Annotated in this window: 19 protein-coding genes; 12 read left to right on the top strand and 7 right to left on the bottom strand. The window is 62.4% G+C overall.

Annotation, left to right across the window (positions count from 1 at the left end; all coding sequences use genetic code 11):
- Positions 1-58: 58 nt before the first annotated feature.
- Positions 59-961, bottom strand: coding sequence for a LysR substrate-binding domain-containing protein (locus AC1DYJ_RS22805; RefSeq protein WP_477282427.1), 903 nt, complete (start codon positions 959-961; stop codon positions 59-61).
- A 93-nt stretch (positions 962-1,054) separates the two neighbouring features.
- On the opposite strand from AC1DYJ_RS22805, the gene AC1DYJ_RS22800 reads away from it, so the two are divergent.
- The 5 genes from AC1DYJ_RS22800 (at position 1,055) to AC1DYJ_RS22780 (ending at position 8,390) form a co-directional block, all read left to right on the top strand.
- On the top strand, positions 1,055-2,605 hold the full coding sequence (locus tag AC1DYJ_RS22800; protein ID WP_477282429.1) for a trimethylamine methyltransferase family protein: 1,551 nt from the start codon (positions 1,055-1,057) through the stop codon (positions 2,603-2,605).
- Positions 2,606-2,669: 64 nt separating this feature from the next.
- A complete protein-coding gene (locus tag AC1DYJ_RS22795) occupies positions 2,670-4,319 on the top strand; it encodes an ABC transporter substrate-binding protein (protein ID WP_477282431.1) in 1,650 nt (549 codons plus the stop codon).
- A gap of 73 nt (positions 4,320-4,392) precedes the next feature.
- Positions 4,393-6,375 (top strand): oxidoreductase, encoded by a 1,983-nt coding sequence (locus AC1DYJ_RS22790; protein ID WP_477282433.1) that lies wholly within the window; start codon positions 4,393-4,395, stop codon positions 6,373-6,375.
- A gap of 135 nt (positions 6,376-6,510) precedes the next feature.
- Positions 6,511-6,990 carry a DUF3828 domain-containing protein gene (locus AC1DYJ_RS22785; RefSeq protein WP_477282434.1) on the top strand — a complete coding sequence of 160 codons (480 nt, stop codon included), beginning with the start codon at positions 6,511-6,513 and terminating at the stop codon, positions 6,988-6,990.
- A gap of 482 nt (positions 6,991-7,472) precedes the next feature.
- Positions 7,473-8,390: a right-handed parallel beta-helix repeat-containing protein gene (locus tag AC1DYJ_RS22780; protein ID WP_477282436.1), complete on the top strand. Its 918-nt coding sequence runs from the start codon at positions 7,473-7,475 to the stop codon at positions 8,388-8,390.
- Between the two features lie 428 nt (positions 8,391-8,818).
- On the opposite strand, the gene AC1DYJ_RS22775 is transcribed toward AC1DYJ_RS22780, so the two are convergent.
- Entirely contained in the window at positions 8,819-9,064 is a 246-nt protein-coding gene (locus tag AC1DYJ_RS22775) for a hypothetical protein (RefSeq protein WP_477282438.1), read from the bottom strand.
- Here AC1DYJ_RS22775 and AC1DYJ_RS22770 point away from each other — a divergent pair.
- The 3 genes from AC1DYJ_RS22770 to AC1DYJ_RS22760 all read left to right on the top strand — a co-directional run bounded on the left by AC1DYJ_RS22770 (position 9,051) and on the right by AC1DYJ_RS22760 (position 11,456).
- Positions 9,051-9,794 carry a right-handed parallel beta-helix repeat-containing protein gene (locus tag AC1DYJ_RS22770; RefSeq protein WP_477282440.1) on the top strand — a complete coding sequence of 248 codons (744 nt, stop codon included), beginning with the start codon at positions 9,051-9,053 and terminating at the stop codon, positions 9,792-9,794. The two genes, AC1DYJ_RS22775 and AC1DYJ_RS22770, sit on opposite strands and share 14 nt — an antisense overlap.
- 158 nt (positions 9,795-9,952) lie before the next feature.
- Positions 9,953-10,552: a YqhG/Tai3 family protein gene (locus AC1DYJ_RS22765; RefSeq protein ID WP_477282442.1), complete on the top strand. Its 600-nt coding sequence runs from the start codon at positions 9,953-9,955 to the stop codon at positions 10,550-10,552.
- 28 nt (positions 10,553-10,580) lie between these two features.
- Positions 10,581-11,456 (top strand): alpha/beta hydrolase, encoded by an 876-nt coding sequence (locus AC1DYJ_RS22760; RefSeq protein WP_477282444.1) that lies wholly within the window; start codon positions 10,581-10,583, stop codon positions 11,454-11,456.
- 7 nt (positions 11,457-11,463) lie between these two features.
- Here AC1DYJ_RS22760 and queF read toward each other — a convergent pair whose 3' ends face one another.
- Positions 11,464-11,925 (bottom strand): preQ(1) synthase, encoded by a 462-nt coding sequence (gene queF / locus AC1DYJ_RS22755; RefSeq protein WP_477282445.1) that lies wholly within the window; start codon positions 11,923-11,925, stop codon positions 11,464-11,466.
- A 59-nt stretch (positions 11,926-11,984) separates the two neighbouring features.
- On the opposite strand from queF, the gene AC1DYJ_RS22750 reads away from it, so the two are divergent.
- Positions 11,985-14,030, top strand: a complete 2,046-nt coding sequence (locus AC1DYJ_RS22750) for an oxidoreductase (protein ID WP_477282447.1) — start codon at positions 11,985-11,987, stop codon at positions 14,028-14,030.
- A gap of 3 nt (positions 14,031-14,033) precedes the next feature.
- Here AC1DYJ_RS22750 and AC1DYJ_RS22745 read toward each other — a convergent pair whose 3' ends face one another.
- Together AC1DYJ_RS22745 and AC1DYJ_RS22740 are read right to left on the bottom strand one after the other, a co-directional pair.
- Complete coding sequence (locus tag AC1DYJ_RS22745; RefSeq protein ID WP_477282449.1) at positions 14,034-14,516, bottom strand: lysozyme; 483 nt, start codon at positions 14,514-14,516, stop codon at positions 14,034-14,036.
- A 418-nt stretch (positions 14,517-14,934) separates the two neighbouring features.
- The gene (locus tag AC1DYJ_RS22740; RefSeq protein ID WP_477282451.1) at positions 14,935-15,342 is read right to left on the bottom strand and encodes a hypothetical protein; all 408 of its coding nucleotides are present in this window, start codon (positions 15,340-15,342) and stop codon (positions 14,935-14,937) included.
- A gap of 123 nt (positions 15,343-15,465) precedes the next feature.
- Between AC1DYJ_RS22740 and AC1DYJ_RS22735 the strand changes: the two genes are divergently transcribed.
- Complete coding sequence (locus tag AC1DYJ_RS22735; RefSeq protein ID WP_477282453.1) at positions 15,466-15,900, top strand: MarR family winged helix-turn-helix transcriptional regulator; 435 nt, start codon at positions 15,466-15,468, stop codon at positions 15,898-15,900.
- 22 nt (positions 15,901-15,922) lie between these two features.
- Here the strand turns inward: AC1DYJ_RS22735 and AC1DYJ_RS22730 are convergent, their stop codons facing one another.
- Complete coding sequence (locus AC1DYJ_RS22730; RefSeq protein ID WP_477282455.1) at positions 15,923-17,989, bottom strand: putative bifunctional diguanylate cyclase/phosphodiesterase; 2,067 nt, start codon at positions 17,987-17,989, stop codon at positions 15,923-15,925.
- Between the two features lie 311 nt (positions 17,990-18,300).
- Here AC1DYJ_RS22730 and AC1DYJ_RS22725 point away from each other — a divergent pair, with 311 nt between their 5' ends.
- Both AC1DYJ_RS22725 and tdh read left to right on the top strand, forming a co-directional pair.
- Positions 18,301-19,488: a glycine C-acetyltransferase gene (locus AC1DYJ_RS22725; protein WP_477282457.1), complete on the top strand. Its 1,188-nt coding sequence runs from the start codon at positions 18,301-18,303 to the stop codon at positions 19,486-19,488.
- A 45-nt stretch (positions 19,489-19,533) separates the two neighbouring features.
- Positions 19,534-20,568, top strand: a complete 1,035-nt coding sequence (tdh, locus tag AC1DYJ_RS22720) for an L-threonine 3-dehydrogenase (protein ID WP_477282459.1) — start codon at positions 19,534-19,536, stop codon at positions 20,566-20,568.
- A 206-nt stretch (positions 20,569-20,774) separates the two neighbouring features.
- Here the strand turns inward: tdh and AC1DYJ_RS22715 are convergent, their stop codons facing one another.
- On the bottom strand, positions 20,775-21,218 hold the full coding sequence (locus AC1DYJ_RS22715) for a MarR family winged helix-turn-helix transcriptional regulator (RefSeq protein WP_477282649.1): 444 nt from the start codon (positions 21,216-21,218) through the stop codon (positions 20,775-20,777).
- Between the last annotated feature and the right edge of the window lie 8 nt (positions 21,219-21,226).

Raw genomic sequence — 21,226 nt, 5'->3', positions numbered from 1 at the left:
CCGGCAGGACAGAGAGGGGTGCTGTCCCGCCAGCCTCAAGAGGTTGCGCCAGTCAAACTCACGCCTGCGCCGCCAGCCAATCCCTCACTTTCCGCGCATTCTCGCTCAACTCCCGGTTCTTCGGCCACACCACGTAGAACGCCTTGCCGGTCTTCAGCACGTGATCCGTCACCGGCACCAGCAGCCCCGTCGCCAACAGCCGTTCAGCCAGATGCCGCCAGCCGAGCGCGATGCCCTGACCCTCCATCACCGCCTGGATCACCAGCGCATAGTCGTTGATGCGCAGGCCACGCCCGGCGTCGGTGATACCGACCCCGGCCGACTGGAACCACTCGTCCCAGCTTGCTGCTTCGCGAAACGGCTCTTCGAGATGGATGAGCCGGTGTAAGGGAAGATCCTCGACCGTCTCCGGCAGTCCGAAGCGCGCCACATAGCTTGCGCCGGCAACCGGGAAGATCTCCTCATCGGCCAGAGGCAGCGCATGATAGTCCGGCCATTCCTTCGGTTCGCCGCCGCGCACGGCGAGCGGAATGCCCTCGGCGATGATGTCGAGATCGCGGTCGGCGGTCTGGATTCTGAGATCGATCCCCGGCAGTTCGTCGCGGAACTGCTGCAGGCGTGGCATCATCCAGAACGAGCCGAAGGCGGTTGACGCCGCCAGCGTGACATGGCCGCCGGTTGCCTGCAGGCGCAGATCCTCGGCCGATTTGCGGATGTGCGACAGGCCGAGCGAGACGTCGGCATGGAAGCGCTCGCCGGCTTCCGTCAGGACAACCTGGCGGTGGCGGCGCTGGAACAGCTGCGCGCCGAGTTGTTCCTCCAGCCCGCGCACGGCATAGGAGACGGCCGCCTGCGTCATGCCGAGCTCACGCCCGGCGGCGGTGAAGCTCGACAGCCGGCCCGCCGCCTCGAAGACGATCAGGCTGCCGGCCGAAGGCAGGAGATGGCGCAGGCTTCGCATAAGCTGAGCTTATACAAGAGATCAGGATTTTCCAGCATCACATCCATATTTCGTCTCGCTAACTTGGCTGGATAAGACCGCAAGGGAGGCACCATGAACGCACCGGCCGCTGAACTCACCGAGCAGACCCACCGCCGCGGCGGCGGTCGCCTCGGACGCAAGGCGCTGCGGAGCGCACCCGTCACCTCGTTTCCGACCCTGGTCCGCGAGATCCCAACCTATCAGATGGTCCCGGACGAGGCGGTGGAGCTGATCCACCAGGAGTCGCTCGCCATCCTCGAAGAGGTCGGTTGCGAATTCCGCGACGACGAGGCGATCGCCATGTGGAAGGCGGCAGGCGCCGATGTGTCCGAGACACGCGTCAGGATCGACCGCGGTCTTTTGATGGAGCTGATTTCGAAAGTTCCGTCCGAGTTCACCCTCAATGCCCGCAATCCCGAGCGCACCGTGCGCGTCGGCGGCAAGAACTCCGTCTTCGTGCCGATGTATGGCGCGCCTTACGTCCGCGACCTCGACAACAACAGGCGCTACGGCACACTTGCCGACCTCAACAATTTCCACAAGCTCGCCTACATGGCGCCGGCGCTGCATTCGTCGAGCTCGATCATCTGCGAGCCGATGGAGATCGCGGTGCCGAAGCGGCATTTGCACATCATCCATTCGGCGCTGAAGCATTCCGACAAGCCGTTCATGGGCATCGTCACCTCCAAGGAGCGCGCCGAAGACACGATGGCGATGGCCGGCATCGTCTTTGGCGAGGAGTACGTCCGCGAAAACCCGGTTCTGGTGTCGATCACCAACTGCAATTCGCCGCTGGTGTGGGACGCCACCATGCTGGACGCGATGAAGGTCTATGCGCGTCACAACCAGCCACTGATCCTGGCGCCTTTCGCGCTGTGCGGCGCCTCGACGTCGGCCTCGGCCGTCGGCGCGGTGGCGCAGGTCAATGCCGAAGCGCTGGCCGGCGTTGCCTTCACCCAGCTCATCCGTCCGGGTTCGCCGCAAATCTACGGCCAGTTCATGGTCACCGTCGACATGAAGACCGGCGCGCCGATGGGCGGCACGCCGGAGGCCGCGCAGATGATGTATCTGATGGGCGCGCTGGCGCGGAAATACAAACTGCCGTGGCGCACCTCCGGTTTCCATGTCGGCTCCAAGCTCAACGACGCCCAGGCCGGCTACGAATCCAACATGCTGATGCATGCCGCGATCCTCGCCGGCGCCAACTACATCTGGCATTCCGCCGGCTGGCTCGAAGCCGGGCTCACCTGCGGCTATTCGAAATTCGCCACCGACTGCGAACAGCTCGTCGGCTGGTACAAATATGCCGGCGGCCTGCCTTTCGACGACTTCAAGGAAGCGCTTGCCGCGATCCGCGAGGTCGGGCCGCAGGGCCATTTCCTCGGCACCCAGCACACGCTCGAGCATTTCGAGTCCGCTTTCTTCATGCCCACCATCATGGACTTCAACTCCTATGAACAGTGGAAGGCCGAAGGCGCGAAGGACCACGACACGCGCGGCCGCGAGAAAGCCCGCAACATGCTGGCCGACTATGAGGAGCCGAAGCTCGATGAGGGCGTCGCCGAGGGTCTCAAGGACTTCATCGCGCAGCGCGAGGAGAGGCTGCCCGACAGCGTCAGCTGACAGGAACACCAGCGTGAAATTGATAAGGGGCAAAAACCCCAAGGGAACCGCAAGGGAGGAAGACATGACACTGTTCAGAAGCAATGGCGATCGCGTGCCCGGCGCCATCGAGGCGATGGCCAAAGAGGCGCAAGCAGGCCGCATGGACCGGCGCGAATTTCTCGCATTGGCAAGCGCCTTCGGCGCGTCCACTGCATTGGCCTACGGCATGATCGGCCTCGCCGCGCCGGGACAGGCCTTTGCCGAGGAGCCGAAGAAGGGCGGCACGCTGCACATATCGATGTCGGTGAAGGCCCAAAAAGATCCGCGCACCTATGACTGGGTGGAACTCGCCAACATCTCGCGCTGCTGGCTGGAGCCGCTGGTCCGCTATACCAGGGAATTCACCTTCGAGCCGGTGCTGCTCGAAAGCTGGGACATCAATGACGACGCCACCGAATACACGTTGCATGTGCGCAAGGGCATCACCTGGAACAATGGCGATGCCTTCAACGCCGATGACGTGGTCTTCAATGTCACCCGCTGGTGCGAGAAGGCCGTCGCCGGCAATTCCATGGCCGCACGCGTCGGCGGGCTGATCGATGAAAAGTCGGGCAAGGCGCGAGACGGTGCGATCACCAAGGTCGACGACTTCTCGGTCAAGCTCACGCTCGCAGCCCCCGACATTTCGCTGATCCCCAACCTCACCGACTATCCCGCACTCGTCGTCCACCGCAATTTCGATGCCGACGGCGCCGACCCGGTCAAGAAGCCGATCGGTACCGGACCCTTCGAACTGGTGTCTTACGATGTCGGCCAGAAGGCGGTGGTCAAGCGTCGTGAAAACGGCAAGTGGTGGGGCGGTGAAGCGCCGCTCGACAGCGTCGAATTCATCGACTACGGCACCGACTTCAACGCCTCGGTGAACGCCTTCGATTCCGGCGAGATCGACCTCAATTTCGAAACGCCGTCCGACTTCATCGACATCCTCGACAAGATGGGCTTGCAGAAGTCCGAAGTTGCGACCGCGACCACGCTGGTTGCCCGCACCAACATCACGCACAAGCCCTATGACGACCAGCGCGTGCGCAACGCGCTGCAGATGGCGGTGGACAACAATACGGTCCTGCAGCTCGGCTACAACGGTCGTGGCACGGTTGGCGAAAACCACCATGTCAGCCCGATCCATCCGGAGTATTTTGCGCTGCCCAAGAAGGAGCGCGATGCCGCCGGCGCCAAGAAGCTGATGGCGGATGCCGGACAGGCCGATTTCGAGCACGAGCTGATCACCGTCGAGGACGATTGGCAGAAGAACACCGGCGACGCGATTGCCGGGCAATTGCGCGACGCCGGCATCAAGGTGAAGCGCACGGTGCTGCCGGGCTCGACCTTCTGGAACGACTGGACGAAATATCCCTATTCGATGACCATCTGGTACATGCGCCCGCTCGGCGTCCAGGTGCTGGCACTGGGCTACCGCAGCGGCGAGGCCTGGAATGAATCGGCCTACGCAAATCCCGATTTCGACGCCAAGCTGAAGCAGGCGCTTTCGCTCATCGACGTCGAGAAGCGGCGCGAGGTGATGAAGGATGTCGAGCAGATCCTGCAGGATTCCGGCGTCATCATTCAGCCCTTCTGGCAGAAGCTTTACAGCCACATGAACAAGAAGGTGAAGAACTACGGCGTTCACCAGACCTTCGAGATGGATCTGCAGAACGTCTGGCTGGACGGCTGACGCTGGAAGTTTAACCACACGGCGCCGGAGCCTGTGCGCCGGCGCAATGTCGCCGATGAGGAAGAGAGCGTGCATGTCCGGGCGGGTCTTCAAGCGTCTGTTCGAACCGGCGACGTTGCGCGGCAAGACGCTGCGCAACCGGATCGTCTTTGGAGCCCATACGGCCAACATGGCCGAGGACGGCCTGCCGACGGCCCGCCATGTCGGCTACTACGCCGAACGCGCCATCGGCGGGGCCGGAATGATCGTTGTCGAGCCGATGCCGGTACATCAGGCTGCGGTGCTGACTCGCGGCAACTTTCGCCCTTCCGATGACAGCGTCATCCCGCATTTCCGCAAGGTGACCGACGCCATCCGCGGCAATGGCGCCATCGCGATCCAGCAACTCTACCACGTCGGCCAGCATGCCGACGCGGACAACTCCTTCCATGCCGGCTGGTCGCCGTCCGGCCTGCCGAGCTACCACGATTCAGACGGTTCGCACCGTATGTCCGAGCGCCAGATCGAAGAGACGATCGACGGCTTCGTCCAGGCTGCACGTCGCTGCCGCGAGGCCGGCTTCGACGGCGTCGAGGTATGGGCGGCCTACCATTCCATGCTCGATCAGTTCTGGACGCCATGGTCCAACCGGCGCGACGACCAATGGGGCGGCAGCCTGCAAAACCGCACCCGCATGAGCCGGGAGGTGATGAGCCGCATCCGCAAGGTTTGCGGGGACGACTTCATCGTCGGTCTCGCGATCAATGACGAACCGGAAGTCGAGGTGGCGCTGAAGCGCGAGGCGTTGGCCGAGATCATCGACCTGCACGACCGTGACACCCTGATGGATTATGTCACCTGCGGGTCGGGCTCGTATTTCGATTTCTACAAGATCATGCCGACTTTCCTCTATCCGGAGAAGCTCGGCGCGGACCTGGCCGCGGTGTTGAAATCGACTGTCCGCCACGCGCTGGTGACCGCCGAGAGCCACATCCGCACGCCGGAAAACGCCGAGAGCGTGCTGAGCGAAAGCCGCGCCGACCTCGTTTCGATCGTGCGCGGGCAGATCGCCGATCCGCATCTGGCGGCAAAGGCTGCAGCCGGGCGAGAAGAGGACATCCGCGGCTGCCTGTCCTGCAACCAGATGTGCTGGGGCCGACGCAGCCGCGACTACTGGATCAGCTGCGTGATCAATCCGTCAGCGGGGCGCGAATGGGAATGGGGCGGCGACCGTTTCACCCCGGCCGCAACGCCAAAACGCGTGTTTGTCGTTGGCGGCGGGCCGGCCGGTCTTGAAGCCGCGCGTGTGGCGGCGGAGCGCGGACATCGGGTCACGCTGGCCGAGGCGTCCGACCGGCTCGGCGGGCAATTCCGGCTCGCCGGCCTGCAGCCGCGCCGGGCGCAAATTCTTGATCTTATCGACTGGTACCAGCGTCAGCTGAACCAGCTTCAGGTCGATGTGCGCTATGGCCAATATGTCGAAGCCGAGGACATCCAGCGCGAGGACGCCGATCACGTCATCGTCGCGACGGGTTCCATGCCTCAGGACGGCGCATTTCAGCGCGCGATGCCGCAATGGGAAAGCATTCCGGGCGGTGGCACGGTTTTCTCCGCTGAAGCCGTGATGGCCAGGGAGGCGAGGCCGGGCAAGCGGGTGCTTTTCCTCGACGATGGCGGCAACTGGAAAGGCTGCGGCACCGCCTGGAAACTCGCCGAGGACGGTCATGATGTGACGATCGTCACGCCGGACGCCCTCGTTGGCAAGGAACTTCAGCGGATGGCCGTGGATGCGCCGCTGCGCCGGGCACTGGCTGCGCTGAAGGTCAGGTTTGTCACCGAAAGCGCCGTGGTGCATTGGGACGGCACGAAGGCCAGAATTGCATCCTTGCTCGATGGCGCCGAGCAGGAAGTCGAGGCGGACGCATTGGTCTTTGCCAGCACCAGCATGGCCCAGGACAGCCTGTCGGTCGAACTCGACAGGATCGGCATCGCCCATACCTCGATTGGCGATTGCACGGCTTCGAGGCAGGCAGCCTTTGCCATTCATGATGGACGCAAGGTGGCGCTTGGCCTTTGATCTCTTGCCGGCCGAGCGCACCGCGCGATGCGATCTTCGGCCAACGAGCCTTGGAGGCTTCATGAGCCGCAAAAAAGCCGATATGCAGGATGTGTGGTATTGCCACCTTGCCGCCGAACAGCCGGAGATTCCTGCATGAGACCGATAGTGCTGGCCGCTGCCCTTTCGATTGCCTTGCCCGCCGCGGCATTTGCCGGGCCAGCTTCCAACGCCGTGAAGTTCTTCTATGTGCCTGAGGTCAAATTCGAAGGGGACGCCAAATACCGCGACCGCTTCACCGAGCCGGTGACGAAACTCTTCGATCTCAACGACCAGGCGCAGAAGAACAAGCCCGACGAGGTCGCTTGCCTCGACTTCGATCCCGGCCTCGACGCCCAGGATTTCGATCAGAAGACGATTGCCAAGACATTGAAGCTGGCCGAGACCGTCAACGGCGATACGGCCGAAGTCACCGCCACGTTCAGCCTGTTTGCGGAAGGCGATGAGTCCAAACGCGAAATGCTGTGGTCGCTGAAGAAGATCGACGGCAAATGGAAGGTCGCCGACATCACCTCCAAGACCAGCAACTGGACGCTGAGCGCGCTCGAATGCATGCCGGATAAAGCGCCGGAGTGATGCCGGCGCGCTGGTCCGGCGTTCGGGGGCGCTAGTCTGCTGCCGGTGATCTGCAGGGTTTTTTGCATTCAGACATGGCGGCCGCCGCCGGGTCCAGGCAAGCGCGCAGCCGGTCCCATGACAGCCGGAATTGCCGCGGCCTGCCGAATCGTGCGACGCCCACGCGGTAGCAATATTGCTCCCTGGATTGCCCTGACGCGGTCTCTCAACGCGACAGCCATAAAATTGTTAAGCAAATATCGTACCGTCCATTCCGACGGTCGCTATATTTTACGGCAATGCAGCAATTATTTCGCTGGCGCAGCAAAGCCGACTTTAAAGCGGTTGCATCGCTAAAGTCTGCCACATCAGTAGTTGCTTTTTTAGGCGTAGCGGGGTACCTTTGCTTGCTTGGTAGCAAGTATTAACTTGTTCAAATTTGGAGGGTTGGGCATATGAAATCGATCACATATCTATTGTCTTCAGTTCTAGTTGCGTTTGTCATGGCTTGTCTTGCCACGCCGGCGTCCGCGCAGGCGACCCGGACATGGGTTTCCGGTGTTGGCGATGACGCCAATCCCTGCAGCCGCACCGCACCTTGCAAGACCTTTGCCGGTGCCATCTCGAAAACCGCCGCCGGCGGCGAAATCAACTGCATCGATCCCGGCGGTTTTGGCAACGTGACAATCACCAAATCAATCACCATCGCCTGCGAGGACGTCGAGGCAGGCGTGCTGAATGCATCGGCGAGCGGCGTGATCATCAACGCGCTGGCGACGGACATTATCGTTCTTCGCGGTCTCGATATCGACAGCGCGACGGCTGGACCCGGTCTCAATGGTATACGGTTTCTTGCCGGCGCCGCTCTGCATGTCGAAGATTGTGTCATTCGCGACAACACGACTGCCGCGCCGAACGGCAATGGCATCTTGTTCGCACCGTCGGGCACAGCCGAACTTTATGTCAGCGCCTCCTTTATCACCGGCAACAATGACGGCATTCATATCCAGCCGACCGGAGCCGGTGTGGCCAAGGTCATCATCGATGGTTCGACCATCGAAAACAACAATCTGGCCGGTGTGAAGGCTGACGGTACGAGCAACACGGGCGGCTCCAACACGACGATCGTAAACAGCAACGTGTCGGGCAATACCAACGCCGGCATCAGCATATTCAATCCCGTCGGCGGTCCGGCGATCAGCATCATGATCGACGGCGTTGCCGTGGCCAACAACGGCGTGGCCGGCGGCCTGCGTGCCGACGGCGCCAATACCAACATCCGCGTCGGTCGCTCGACGATCTCCGGCAACGGCACCGGGACGGTCATCGTCAATGGCGGTGTCATTTCGTCCTATGGCACCAATCAGCTTAACGGCAACACGGCTGACGGTCCCAATCCGCCGACCATTGCGCAGAAATAGCTGCTGAGACAACTCCTGATAGCAACGCTTGGCGCGGTTAAACCGCGCCAAGTACGTTTGTAACGGCTGGACACTCAGCCAACTGGAATACATGACCGGCAAGCCCCGAGCGAATGCTGTAGCTCCGCTGCCGTTGTCGATTGTCCCGCCCTTACGGCGCGATCTCAAGGCATAACCATGCCAGGCAGGCTGGCAGGCAGATCGTAACACGATCAAAAGCGATGTCTTGCCAAGAGCGCCCCGATTTGTCGGTGGCGCCCCACGGTGCTGTGCACCCACTGCGCTGTTAACCCATTGTAGTTCTTTGTGCGGAGCGCCTCGCAGTCGAAGAAGTAGAGCTGACTACAGATAAAAATCATGGTCTAGTTGCCTTTTGAGCGAAGTAGTGTAAACTACTATTGCCTACTAACATTATTTACACGGGGGATTTAGAAGATGAATAAAGTTGTATACATCGTATCTTCAATTTTAATCGCTATGGTGATGGCTTGTCTTGCCACGCCGGCGTCCGCGCAGGCGCCTAGAACGTGGGTTTCCGGCGTTGGCGACGATGTCAATCCGTGCAGCCGCACCGCACCTTGCAAGACTTTCGCCGGCGCGATCTCGAAAACGGCTCCCGGCGGCGAAATCAATTGCATCGACCCGGGTGGCTTTGGCGCGGTGACGATCACCAAGTCGATTACGATCGCTTGCGAGGATGTCGAGGCAGGCATTTCCAATGCATCGGTTAATGGCGTCGTCATCAACGCGGCGGCGACCGACATCGTTGTTCTGCGCGGTCTCGATATCGACACAGCGACGGCATCGCCCGGTCTCAATGGCGTCCGCTTTCTCGTCGGCGCGGCCTTGCACATCGAGGATTGCGTCATTCGCGGCAACAGCGGCGCAGCACCGAACGGCAACGGCGTTTTCTTCGCACCGTCGGTTACATCCGAACTCTATATCAACAACAGCTTCATCACGGACAACGGCGGCGACGGCGTCCACATCCAGCCGACCGGAGCCGGCGTGGCCAAGGTCGTCATCGACAACTCGACCATCGAGAACAACGCCCTTGCCGGCGTGAAGGCCGACGGTACCAGCAACACGGGCGGTTCCAACACGACGGTCGTGGACAGCAGCGTGTCGGGCAACACCAATGCCGGCATCAGCATCTTGAATCCGGTCGGCGGGCCTGTGATCAACATCATGGTTGACGGCGTTGCCGTGGCCAACAACGGAGCGGCGGGCGGCCTGCGCGCCGACGGCGCCAACGCCACCATCCGGGTCGGCAGATCGACGATCTCCGGCAATACGACGGGAACGGCCATCGTCAATGGCGGTGTCATTTCGTCCTATGGCACCAATCAGCTCAACGGCAACACGGCCGACGGTCCGAACCCGCCAACCATTGCGCAGAAATAAGTTCGCACATTGCAGCGCTTCGCGCGGGGCCACCCGCGCGAAGCAAGCAATCGAGGGCTTGTTAGCGTCTTTAAATTCTGCATCTTTGCCACCAGGCGCCGATGACAATGGCTGGACGTTTCAGCCAAAGCATGCCCGTCGGGGCCTGGAGTAATGCGATGGCCTGTAGCCGTCTTCCAACTTTGCTGACCGTGTGCCTGCTGGCAGGATTGAGCACAGCCGCCGCTCAAGGGCTGCTGGGTCCGCCGCCCGCAAATGCCCCGGCTGAGACAGCGCCGGGCGGTGCGCCGCCTGCAAATCCACCTGGCAATGCGGTGGAACCGGCGACGCCACCTCTGGCATGGCCGCCATCCGAGCCGGCCGCGCCGATCCTGCCGGGCTCGCCGACGGCGGTGGTGAAGCCGTTCTACGAACATCTCGGGCTGGAGCTCGATCCGACCCAGCGCAAGAACTTCGTCGATCCGGCCAAGACCGTGCTCGACAAGAGCGATGCGCTGCGGGCGTCGGGGCAGGGCGAATGCCTCGACCCCAACATGGCGCTCGACAATGCCGATTACGACAAGCTTGCAATCGACAAGAGCCTGAAGAGCATCGAGGCCGTCAACGGCGATCAGGCCAAGGTGGTTGTGGCCTTCGTTGTCGAAGGCAATCAGCACCGGCTGGAGTGGAAACTGAAGAAGGTCGACGGCGCCTGGAAGATATCCGACCTGCTCTCGGTGACCGGCGAATGGGCGCTCAGCCAGTATCAGTGCGAATGAGCCGCCGATCGCTTGCGGGTGAGCGGTAATGAAGCTTCGCGTTTTGCTCGCGATCGTGCTGGTCGGGATCGCCGCTGCCGGTGGCGCCTTCTACTGGCACATCGGCACCATGCTGATCGCCCGGGCGCCCCGGCAAGCTCTGGCGGCGCCGGGTGACCTGTCGGTTGAGCGCGTCGTGCTCAACCAGGCCGGCGCGCCCGAGCTTGTCGGCTGGGTGGCAGAGCGAAAAGGCAGTTGCGGCGCGATCGTCCTGTTGCACGGGCGCGGCGCCAACCGGCTCGCTTTGGTGCAAAGGGCGAAACTCTTGTTCGATGCCGGCTATTCCGTCGTCCTGTTCGACCTGTCGGGGCATGGCGAGAGCGGCGGCAGTGTCCAAGGCTTCGGCTACGGCGAAAGCCAGGATGCGGTGCGCATCATGGCCTTTGCGCGGCAACGTTTTCCCGGCGAGAGGCTTGGCGCTGTCGGCTCGTCGCTGGGCGCGGCTGCCTTCGTCTTTGCAGCACAGTACGCGCCTGCCGATGCGTATGTGCTGGAGCAGCTCTACGCCAGTTTGCGCGAGACAACGGCATGGCGCATGCCTTTCCATTTCTGGCGCGGATTCCAGGCCGATGTGCTTTTGGCGCAGATGCCGCTTCGTCTTAGGGTGAGTGCCGACGACGTCAGGCCGGTCGACCGCCTCGGCAAGATCGGCACGCCCGTGATGCTGCTGGCGGGCAGCATCGATCCCTTTATCGATCGCGGGCAGGTGCTGGCGCTGCAGAATGCCGCCGCCGGCTCGCAGCTGGTCTGGTTCGAAGGCGCAGGCCATGTCGACCTGCTGCGCCACGACCAGCCCCGCTACCGCGATGCGGTGCTTCCTTTCCTGGCGGCAAAGCTCTGCCGGACCGGCGTCGGCAATGGCTGACGCCCGTTCAGCCTCGGCCGCGATAGGGAGCAACGCCGGTGTCGGGCAGCCAGGCGCCTTCGGGCGGCGCCCCCGTCTGCCAGAAGACATCGATCGGAATGCCGCCACGCGGATACCAATAGCCGCCTATGCGCAACCACAGCGGCTTGGTCGCCGCCACAATGCGGCGGCCGATCATCACCGTGCAGTCTTCATGGAAAGCGCCATGGTTGCGAAACGAGGTCATGAACAGTTTGAGCGACTTCGATTCCACAAGGGTGGCGTCGGGTGCGTAATCGATGACGATATGGGCGAAATCCGGCTGGCCGGTGACCGGGCAGAGCGAGGTGAATTCCGGACAGGTGAAGCGCACGATCGCCGGCGGCCCGTCGCCGCGCTGGAACGGCACGGTCTCCAGGACCGCAGTTTCTGGGCTCTGTGGCGCCTCGACGTGAGCGCCGAGCTGGGTGAGGGTTCTGGTATCGATCATGAGCGGTTGTCCTTGGATTTTCCGCGCTCATTAGCACAGTTTGAAAAAGCAGGAAGACGATGACCTCCAACGATCCGCTTCTCCAGCCCTATCAGCTCAAGCACCTGACGCTGAAGAACCGGGTGATGTCGACCAGCCATGAGCCGGCCTATTCCGAGGATGGCATGCCGAAGCAGCGCTATCGGCTCTACCACGCCGAAAAGGCGAGGGGCGGCATGGCGCTGACCATGACCGCCGGCTCGGCGATCGTCTCGCGCGACAGTCCGGCCGCCTTCGGCAATCTGCATGTCTATGACGACCGCATCGTGCCGTGGTTGGCCGAGCTTGCCGACGCCTGCCACGAGCATGACTGCAAGGTGATGATCCAGATCACCCACCTTGGCCGCCGCACCGGCTGGAACAAGGCCGACTGGCTGCCGGTTTTGTCGGCCTCGCCGGTGCGTGAGCCGGCGCATCGCGCTTTCCCGAAAGCCATCGAGGACTGGGACATCGAGCGCATCGTCGCCGACTATGCGTCGGCCGCCCAGCGCTGCCAGGCGGCCGGCCTCGACGGCATCGAGTTCGAATCCTACGGCCATCTGATGGACGGCTTCTGGTCGCCGGCGACAAACCAGCGCGACGACGAGTTCGGCGGTTCGCTCGACAACCGGCTGCGTTTCACCGACATGGTGCTGGATGCGGTACGGGCGGCGGTCGGCGAAAAATTCGTCGTCGGCATCCGCATGGTCGCCGACGAGGATTTTGAAAAGGGCCTGTCGAAGGCGGAGGGCGTCGAGATCGCCAAGCGGCTGGCGGCGTCCGGCAAGGTCGACTTCCTCAACATCATCCGCGGCTCGATCGAGACTGATGCGGCACTGACCAAGGTCATCCCGGTGACCGGCATGCGCTCTTCGCCGCATCTCGATTTCGCCGGCGAGGTGAGGGCAGCGACGAAGTTCCCGACTTTCCATGCGGCGCGGATTTCCGACGTTGCCACCGCGCGCCATGCCATCGCGACGGGCAAGCTCGACATGGTCGGCATGACCCGCGCCCACATCGCCGATCCGCACATCATCAGGAAGGTCATGGAAGGCCGCGAGCACGAGATCCGTCCTTGCGTCGGCGCCACCTATTGCCTCGACCGCATCTATGAAGGCGGCGAAGCGTTGTGCGTCCACAATGCGGCGACCGGTCGCGAGGCCGAGATCCCGCACATCATCGCCAAGACCGAAGGGCCAAAGCGGAAAGTCGTCGTCGTTGGCGCCGGCGCCGGTGGGCTGGAGGCAGCCCGCGTCATGGCCGAACGCGGCCACCACGTCACGGTGCTCGAAGCCTCCGGTCAGGCCGGCGGGCAGGTTCGGCTGGCGACGCAGAACCCGCGCCGCAAGGAACTGATCGGCATCATCGACTGGCGGTTGGCCGAGCTCGAGCGGCTCGGCGTCGAGATCCGCTACGATACCTGGGCCGAACAGGACGATGTGCTGGCGCTGGCGCCCGATGTGGTGGTGATCGCCACCGGCGGCCTGCCGCAGAATCCGCCGCTGACATCAGGCGACAATCTCGTGACCTCGAGCTGGGACATCATGGCCGGTAGCGTCAAGCCGGCGGAGAACGTGCTGCTCTTCGACGACAATGGCGGCCACCAGGGCATGGGCGCGGCCGAGCTGATCGCCAATGCCGGGTCAAAACTGGAGCTGGTTTCGCCGGAACGCTTCTTCGCCCCGGAAATGGGCGGCATGAACCACGTGCCCTACATGCGCGCCTTCCAGGAAAAGGGCGTCACCATCACCATCAACACCAGGCTGCGCTCGGTGCGGCGCGAGGGCAATCAGCTGGTCGCCGAATTGGCATCCGACTTTGCCGATGGCTGGCGCGGTGAAAGGCGGGTCGACCAGGTGGTGGTCGAGCATGGCACGGCGCCGCTCGACGACCTTTATCTCCAGCTGAAGCCGCTGTCGAAAAACGGTGGCGCGGTCGACTACGAGCGGCTGGTCGGCGGCGGCGATATCTTCCCCTCACGCAACCCCGAAGGCAGCTTCGTGCTGTTGCGCATCGGCGACGCCGTCGCCTCGCGCAACATCCACGCCGCCATCTATGACGGCATCAGGTTCGGCTTGCGGGTTTAGGCCTTACGGCTTGTTCCAGAGTTCGATCTCGCCCTTCCGGCGGTTTTTCAACCCTTCCACGACCTTGCCCTTGGACTTGACCCATTTCATGAATTCGGCGGGCACCTGATCGAACTTTTTCTCGTTGATGCGGTTCACAAGGCCTGTTCCTGCCATCCTGCCGGTGTTGAACTTGAACGAGACCAGGGCGTCGAACTGGTGCTGCGTCAAAGGCACCTTGACCGCTGCGTTCACCGCTGCCACGTCTGGTGCCAGATCGTTTGCCAGGATGCTCGTGGCCTGGGCTTCGGTGATCTTCAGCCCCAGCACCATCTTGATCGGATCCGCGGCCGCCTTGGTGTGACCGTAGCCGATGGTAAGCGTGCCTTTGACCGGCCCGCCCTTCCATTCCTTGGTCGGCTTTACCAGGTCGTCATAGATGAAGGGGATAAAAGCCTCCCACTTCTTGATGAAATCCACGCCCACAGAGCTGATTTTCTTTGCCATGATACCCCCTTGATTTCGATGCTATGCAAGCACCGTCGCCCGTTGTCTCTTCATTGTTAAGAAGAGCCTTGCCGCTCAAGGTCAAATCAGAGGGTCACGACCGCGAGCCGAGTTGGTTGCTGCATTGCAGCGGTAGAGGTCAACTGTCTGACAAGACCAATTGAAAATCTACACCGAAATTGTCGGCCGTGAAAGTATTGGTCTGGCCCAAATGGTGGTTTTCTACCCGCATTCTTTGGGCATCCGGTTGATCAAGGATCGATGGCTGTCGGCGCCCRATGGGTGGCGCGCAGCCAAACCTCTGTGCGGAGAGCCACCTTGCACATCCGTTCGAGCTGCGCGCCGCGTACGCCACCGGCGGGAGCCAGGCGACGTACGATGCGGAATGCTTCAACCGGGAGATAACGCGCGGCAGAGCTCAAATCATCCTGGCGGTCGCCATGCAAAGGACGGTGAGCACCAGGAGCCAGGCGGCAATGCGCTCGCCTCCTGCCATTTTGGCGCGCAAAGCCCGCTCCGTGGCGGCGTCCGCGCCCGCAAGCTGCCGGCTGGTCTTGCGAACCACGACGCTGAGAACGCCGGCAGCTGCAAAGGCGGCCAGGATGCCCAGCGCCAGCACCATTTCCATCGAGCCGAAATAGGCGCCGTGGAAGAAATACCAGAGCAGCGCGCCGGTCAGAAACACCACGCCGGCCGAGCCCATTTGCGGCTGGATGAAACCCTCCGCCTTGATCTCGGGATCGCGGGCAAGCGTGATGGTGGTGCCGGCCCAGAACACGCCGGCCATGACATGAAGGCCGATGGTGGCGATGTAGACATATTGCATGGTTCCTCCTTGCCCCGCCCGGTATGTCGTTCAATGCTGTGCATACAGTTAGATATCGAATGATTTGATGTCAATGCGTAATGCCTCGTTCCCTCGCTCGATGGCTTGTTCTACTGTCGGCTCATGACTCCTTTTGATCGCCCGCCCATCGGCATGAATCTCGGCCGCACCTCGAAGCTGGTGGCGCAGGCCTTCGAGGCCGCAATGGTCGAGGCCGGCGGCACGCTGCCGGTGTGGCTGACCCTGCTTTCGGTCAAGTCGAGCGAACTCGCCAATCAGCGCGAGCTAGCCGGCATGATCGGCATCCAGGGCGCGACGCTGACCCATCATCTCAATTTCATGGAGGCGCAAGGCCTGCTGACGCGCCGCCGCGATCCCGACAACCGTCGGGTCCATCTGGTCGAGCTGACGCAAGCCGGCGAAGCGATGTTCCTGAAACTGCGTGCGGCGGCTCTCATCTTCGACAAGCGGCTGCGCGCGGGATTGCCGGACGACAGGCTGGCGGAATTCGCAGAGGTGCTGGCAGCACTTCGGGCCAATGTCGCGCCGGCTAAATGACCGGCGCCGGCGTGGCAATAGCCTAGGCTAGATTGCCCTGAAGGACCTTGAGTTTGGCCTTCTTCGGGGTGCGCGCCAGCAGCCACTCGCGCGCCTTGTCCTGCGGCATCGGGAAGGCAATGGAATAGCCCTGCACCTGGTCGCAGCCGATCGCCATCAGCGAATCGAGTTCGGCCTCGGTTTCCGCACCCTCGGCGACGATCGAGATGCCGAGGCCACGCGCCAGCTCGGTGATGGCGCGCACGATCTTGGTGTTGTCGCCATTCTCGTTGATGTTCTGGACAAAGCGACGATCGATCTTCAGCCGGTCGATCTCGTTCGGATTGACGTGGCTGAGCGAGGCATAGCCGGTGCCGAAATCGTCGAGCTCGAGATGCACGCCGGCGGCGCGGATATGGCGCAGCTTGGCCGCGATGCCGGTCTTCTCGTCGTCGAGAATGACGGATTCGACGATTTCCAGCGACAGTTTCTCCGGCTTCAGACCAGCCTTTTCCAGCGTCGCGAACAGGAAGCGGTCGAAGTCCGGCTCGCGCAGCTCGGTGCCGGATACGTTGACGGCAAGCCGCCCGAAGGCGATGCCGGCGCGATCCCACTCGGCTGCTTGCTCGATCGCCTTGGCAAAGACGATGCGGCCGATCTCGGGCATGAAGCCGCATTTTTCGGCGACGGGAATGAACTCTCCCGGCGAGATCATGCCGCGTTCGGCATGTTTCCAGCGCACCAGCGCCTCGATGCCGCTGATGGCGCCGTTGGTGAGCGACACCTGTGGCTGGAAATAGACCTGGAAGGCTTTCTCCGAAATGGCGACCTTGATGTCGTGCTCGAGCTGCTTTCGGTGGTCGAGCTCGCGCCTGAGCTCTTCGGAGAAGAACGAGAAGCTGCCGCCGCCAAGCTTCTTGGCGGAATAGAGCGCGAGGTCGGCGTGGACGAGCAGATCCGCCGCATTGTCGGCGTCGATTGGATAGACGGCAATGCCGGCACTGGCGCCAGGAAGAATGGTCGTGCCCTGGAACATGATCGGTTCGTTGATCTGCTCGAGGATGCGCCTGGCCAGCATGTTGATGTCCTCGGTGCCGCCGGCGCCGTTGAGGATCATGACGAATTCGTCGCCGCCGAGGCGAGCGCACAGATCCGACGCGCGGCAGGAATCGCGCATGCGCTGTGCGGTGACGACCAGCACATAGTCGCCGGCGGCATGGCCGAGCGTGTCGTTGATCTGCTTGAACCGGTCGAGGTCGAGTTGGATCACCGCCAGCCTTTCGCGCCGGCGATGCGCGCCCTTGATCAGCGTTTCGAAATGATCGGTCAGGAAGGTGCGGTTGTGCAGCCCGGTCAGCCCGTCATGCACGGCGATGAAGGCCATCGAATTGCGGGCGTCGATAAGCTCATGCGTCTTGCGCAGGATCGCCTTCGACATCGGCCGGAAGATGAAAAGCGCCACCAGCACGATGACGCCGATGGTGGCGTAGAACAAGGTGCGGTGGAGATCGAGCAGCTTCTCCGACCGTTCGTCGGCAAAGGCGCTGATGCGCTGGCCAAGAGCGGCATAGCCCGACAGCGTCGCATTGGCGACAGAGGCGTCGAGATTGACGCGCTCGCCGCCTCCCTTGTAGGCGGCATTGCCGGCGAGCTGGGTTTCGAAGGACGAGATCAGCCTTTGGCCGTTGGCGATAAGCCCGACCGAGAAATAATCGAGGTGGAACGGCTTGGCGAACAGCACGTTTTCGATCGATTTTGGATCGGACCGCGCCGGCGACTGGGGATCGGCCCCGGTCTGCTCGAGCAGCAGATCGTAGTTCGTCTCAAACTCGGTGGTCGCCTGCTTCAGCGCAGAAACCAGGGCCGGCTGCTTGTCGCGCGAGGCGGAGCCGGTTGCACTTGCCAGGAAGACGATGCGCTGCGACAGCGCCTTCTGGGTGCTGACGATATCGAGCAGCGTGTGGTTGTGCTGTTGCGCCGCCATCATCTGCTGCAGCAGGATGAAGGAGGCCATCACCATCGCCGCGATGATGATCAGAGCCAGCCAGTAGCCGGTCTTGATCAGCAGGATGAGTTTGCCCGAGACGGTTTGCGCCGGCTGCTGCGACATATTCTAGGTGACCCCTCGGTCGAACAGATTTCCGCCACGGATTCATGGCGAGAAGACCATTGGCTTGAAAGGGTTAACAGGTCTCGAAACCGGCGGAATTGATGCTTCAGCAGTAAACGAAAGCTGCCGAAATGGTTATCATGTTCTTTCGCGACATGGCCAAATTCGCCCGCCTGCTACTCCAGCATGCTGACCATGCGATCGGATCGCTCCAGGGTTGAGGTTACCGCGCCACCGAAGCGGTCGCTTTTGCGGTGGATTTTTCACGCGGGGGGCGCGACAGTCGCCGCCAATCTCAATAGGACCTGATCATGAGCGCGGCATTCCTCTCCCATATCGACAATGAACTGCAAGGGCTGAAATCCGCCGGGCTCTACAAGTCCGAGCGGGTGATCACGTCGACGCAGTCGGCCGAGATCGAGGTCGGCGGCGACAAGGTGCTGAACTTCTGCGCCAACAACTATCTCGGCCTCGCCGACAGCGGCGAATTGCGCACCGCAGCCAAGGGCGCGCTCGACCGCTATGGTTACGGCATGGCCTCGGTGCGCTTCATCTGCGGCACGCAGGAAGAGCACAAGCAGCTCGAGGCTACGATTTCTTCCTTCCTCGGCCTGGACGACACCATTCTCTATGGCTCGTGCTTCGATGCCAATGGCGGCTTGTTCGAAACGCTGCTCGGCGAAGAGGATGCGATCATCTCCGATGCGCTGAACCATGCCTCGATCATCGATGGCGTGCGGCTGTCGAAAGCCAAGCGCTTCCGCTACGCCAACAACGACATGGCCGATCTCGAAGCACGGCTGAAGGAAGCCAAGGACTGCCGCTTCCGGCTGATCGCCACCGATGGCGTGTTTTCCATGGACGGCATCATCGCCAATCTGAAAGGCGTCTGCGATCTCGCTGACAAATACGATGCCATGGTGATGGTCGATGACAGCCATGCCGTCGGTTTCGTCGGCAAGAACGGCCGCGGCTCGGCCGAACATTGTGGTGTCGAGGGCAGGGTGGACATCATCACCGGCACGCTCGGCAAGGCGCTGGGCGGCGCCTCCGGGGGCTACACCTCCGGCAAAAGCCAGGTCGTCGACTGGCTGCGCCAGCGTTCGCGGCCCTATCTGTTCTCCAACACGCTGATGCCGGCGATCGCCGGCGCCTCGATCAAGGTGTTCGAGCTGATCCGCAATGGCGATGCCTTGCGCGAGCGCCTATATGCCAATGCGGCGCGGTTCCGCTCCGAAATGGGCAAGCTCGGCTTCACGCTGGCCGGGGCCGATCACCCGATCATCCCGGTGATGGTGGGCGATGCCAGCCTGGCGCAGGAAATGGCGGCGCGCATGCTGAAGCGCGGCATCTATGTCATCGGCTTTTCCTTCCCGGTGGTGCCGAAAGGCCAGGCGCGCATCCGCACGCAGATGTCGGCGGCGCATTCCAGCGCCGATATCGATCGTGCGGTGGCGGCGTTTGCGGCGGTCGGCAAGGAACTGGGCGTCATTTCCTGAGCCGCCAAAAGCGATTCCGGATCAAAGGATTCAAGGGACAAAAGCATGTCGAACATGATGAAGGCGCTGGTGAAGGCCAAGGCCGAGCCGGGCATCTGGATGGAAGAGGTGCCGGTGCCGGAGATCGGCCCCAACGATGTGCTGATCAAGGTCAAGAAGACCGCGATCTGCGGCACCGACGTGCACATCTACAATTGGGACCAGTGGGCGCAAAAGACCGTACCGGTGCCGATGGTGACCGGCCATGAATTCGTCGGCACGGTCGCCGATTTCGGCACGGCGGTGACCGAATACAAGGTCGGCCAGCGCGTTTCGGGTGAAGGTCACATCGTCTGCGGCCATTGCCGCAACTGCCGCGCGGGCAGGGGGCATCTCTGCCGCAACACGCTCGGCGTCGGCGTCAACCGCCCCGGCGCCTTCGGTGAATATCTGGCGATCCCGCAGCACAATGTCGTGCCGATCCCCGACGATGTGCCCGACGAGATCGCCGCCATCTTCGATCCCCTGGGCAATGCAGTGCACACCGCCCTGTCCTTCGATCTCGTCGGCGAGGACGTGCTGGTCACCGGTGCCGGCCCGATCGGCATCATGGGCGCACTCGTTGCCCAGTGTGTGGGGGCGCGAAAAGTCGTCATCACCGACATCAACCCGGTGCGGCTGGCGCTGGCCAAAAAACTCGGCGTCCAGCATGTCGTCGATGCCTCGAAGGAAAAGCTGCGCGACATCATGCCGGCCCTCGGCATGACCGAAGGCTTTGACGTCGGTCTCGAAATGTCGGGCGCGGCCCCCGCCTTCCGCGACATGATCGACACCATGAACAATGGCGGCAAGATCGCCATTCTGGGCATCGCGCCGACCGGTTTCGAGATCGACTGGAACAAGGTTATCTTCAAGATGCTGCATCTCAAGGGCATTTACGGCCGCGAAATGTTCGAGACCTGGTACAAGATGATCGCGCTGGTACAGGGACCGTTGGATGTATCGGGCCTGATCACGCACCGCATCGGGATCGATGATTTCCAGACCGGGTTCGATGCGATGCGCAGTGGCAGTTCCGGCAAGGTGGTGATGGACTGGTAGTTTGCCGATTGGAGAGGTTGGCGATCCTTCGCGCCCCCTCTGTCCTGCCGGACATCTCCCCCACGAGGGGGGAGATTAGCGGTTCCGGCGCACCGCTCGTCCTGCGACGTTGGCGATTGGCGAAAGCCTGCATGACATCTGATCTCCCCCCTCGTGGGGAGATGTCCGGCAGGACAGAGGGGGGCGCCTCGCGCCAGCCTCTCAGATCACCTTTCTTTCAACGCGCCCTCCAGTGCCGCCACCCCATTCACAATCGCCGCCCGCTCGTCCGCACCAAGCCTCGCCAGCAACTCCCGTTCAAACGCCTTCGCCAGCGGCACCATCTCGCGATAGGCGGCGAGCCCCGCTTTGGTCAGTGCCAGGTGTTCCACACGCCGGTCGTTGTCGTCGGGCGTGCGCGTCAGCCAGCGCCGCCGCTCAAGCTCCGCCACCGCCCGCGAAACCTTGGTCTTGTGCATGGCCGACTGCTCGCCGAGCGCCGTCGCGGTCATCGTGCCGCGCTGCCCGAGTCCTGAAAGCGTGCGCCATTCCGGCCGCGTCAGACCGTGACGGTCGCGGTAGATTTTTGAAAATTCTCGGCTGACAGCGTCGGCCAGCCGGTAAAGCCGGTAGGGCAGGAAGCTTTCGAGTTCCAGGATCTCAGGTTCCATCTGCGCAC

The organism is Mesorhizobium sp. P2_B11 (assembly GCF_056404855.1).
The sequence above is the reverse complement of the archived record's forward strand: the minus strand, read 5'-3'. Positions and strand labels throughout refer to the sequence as shown.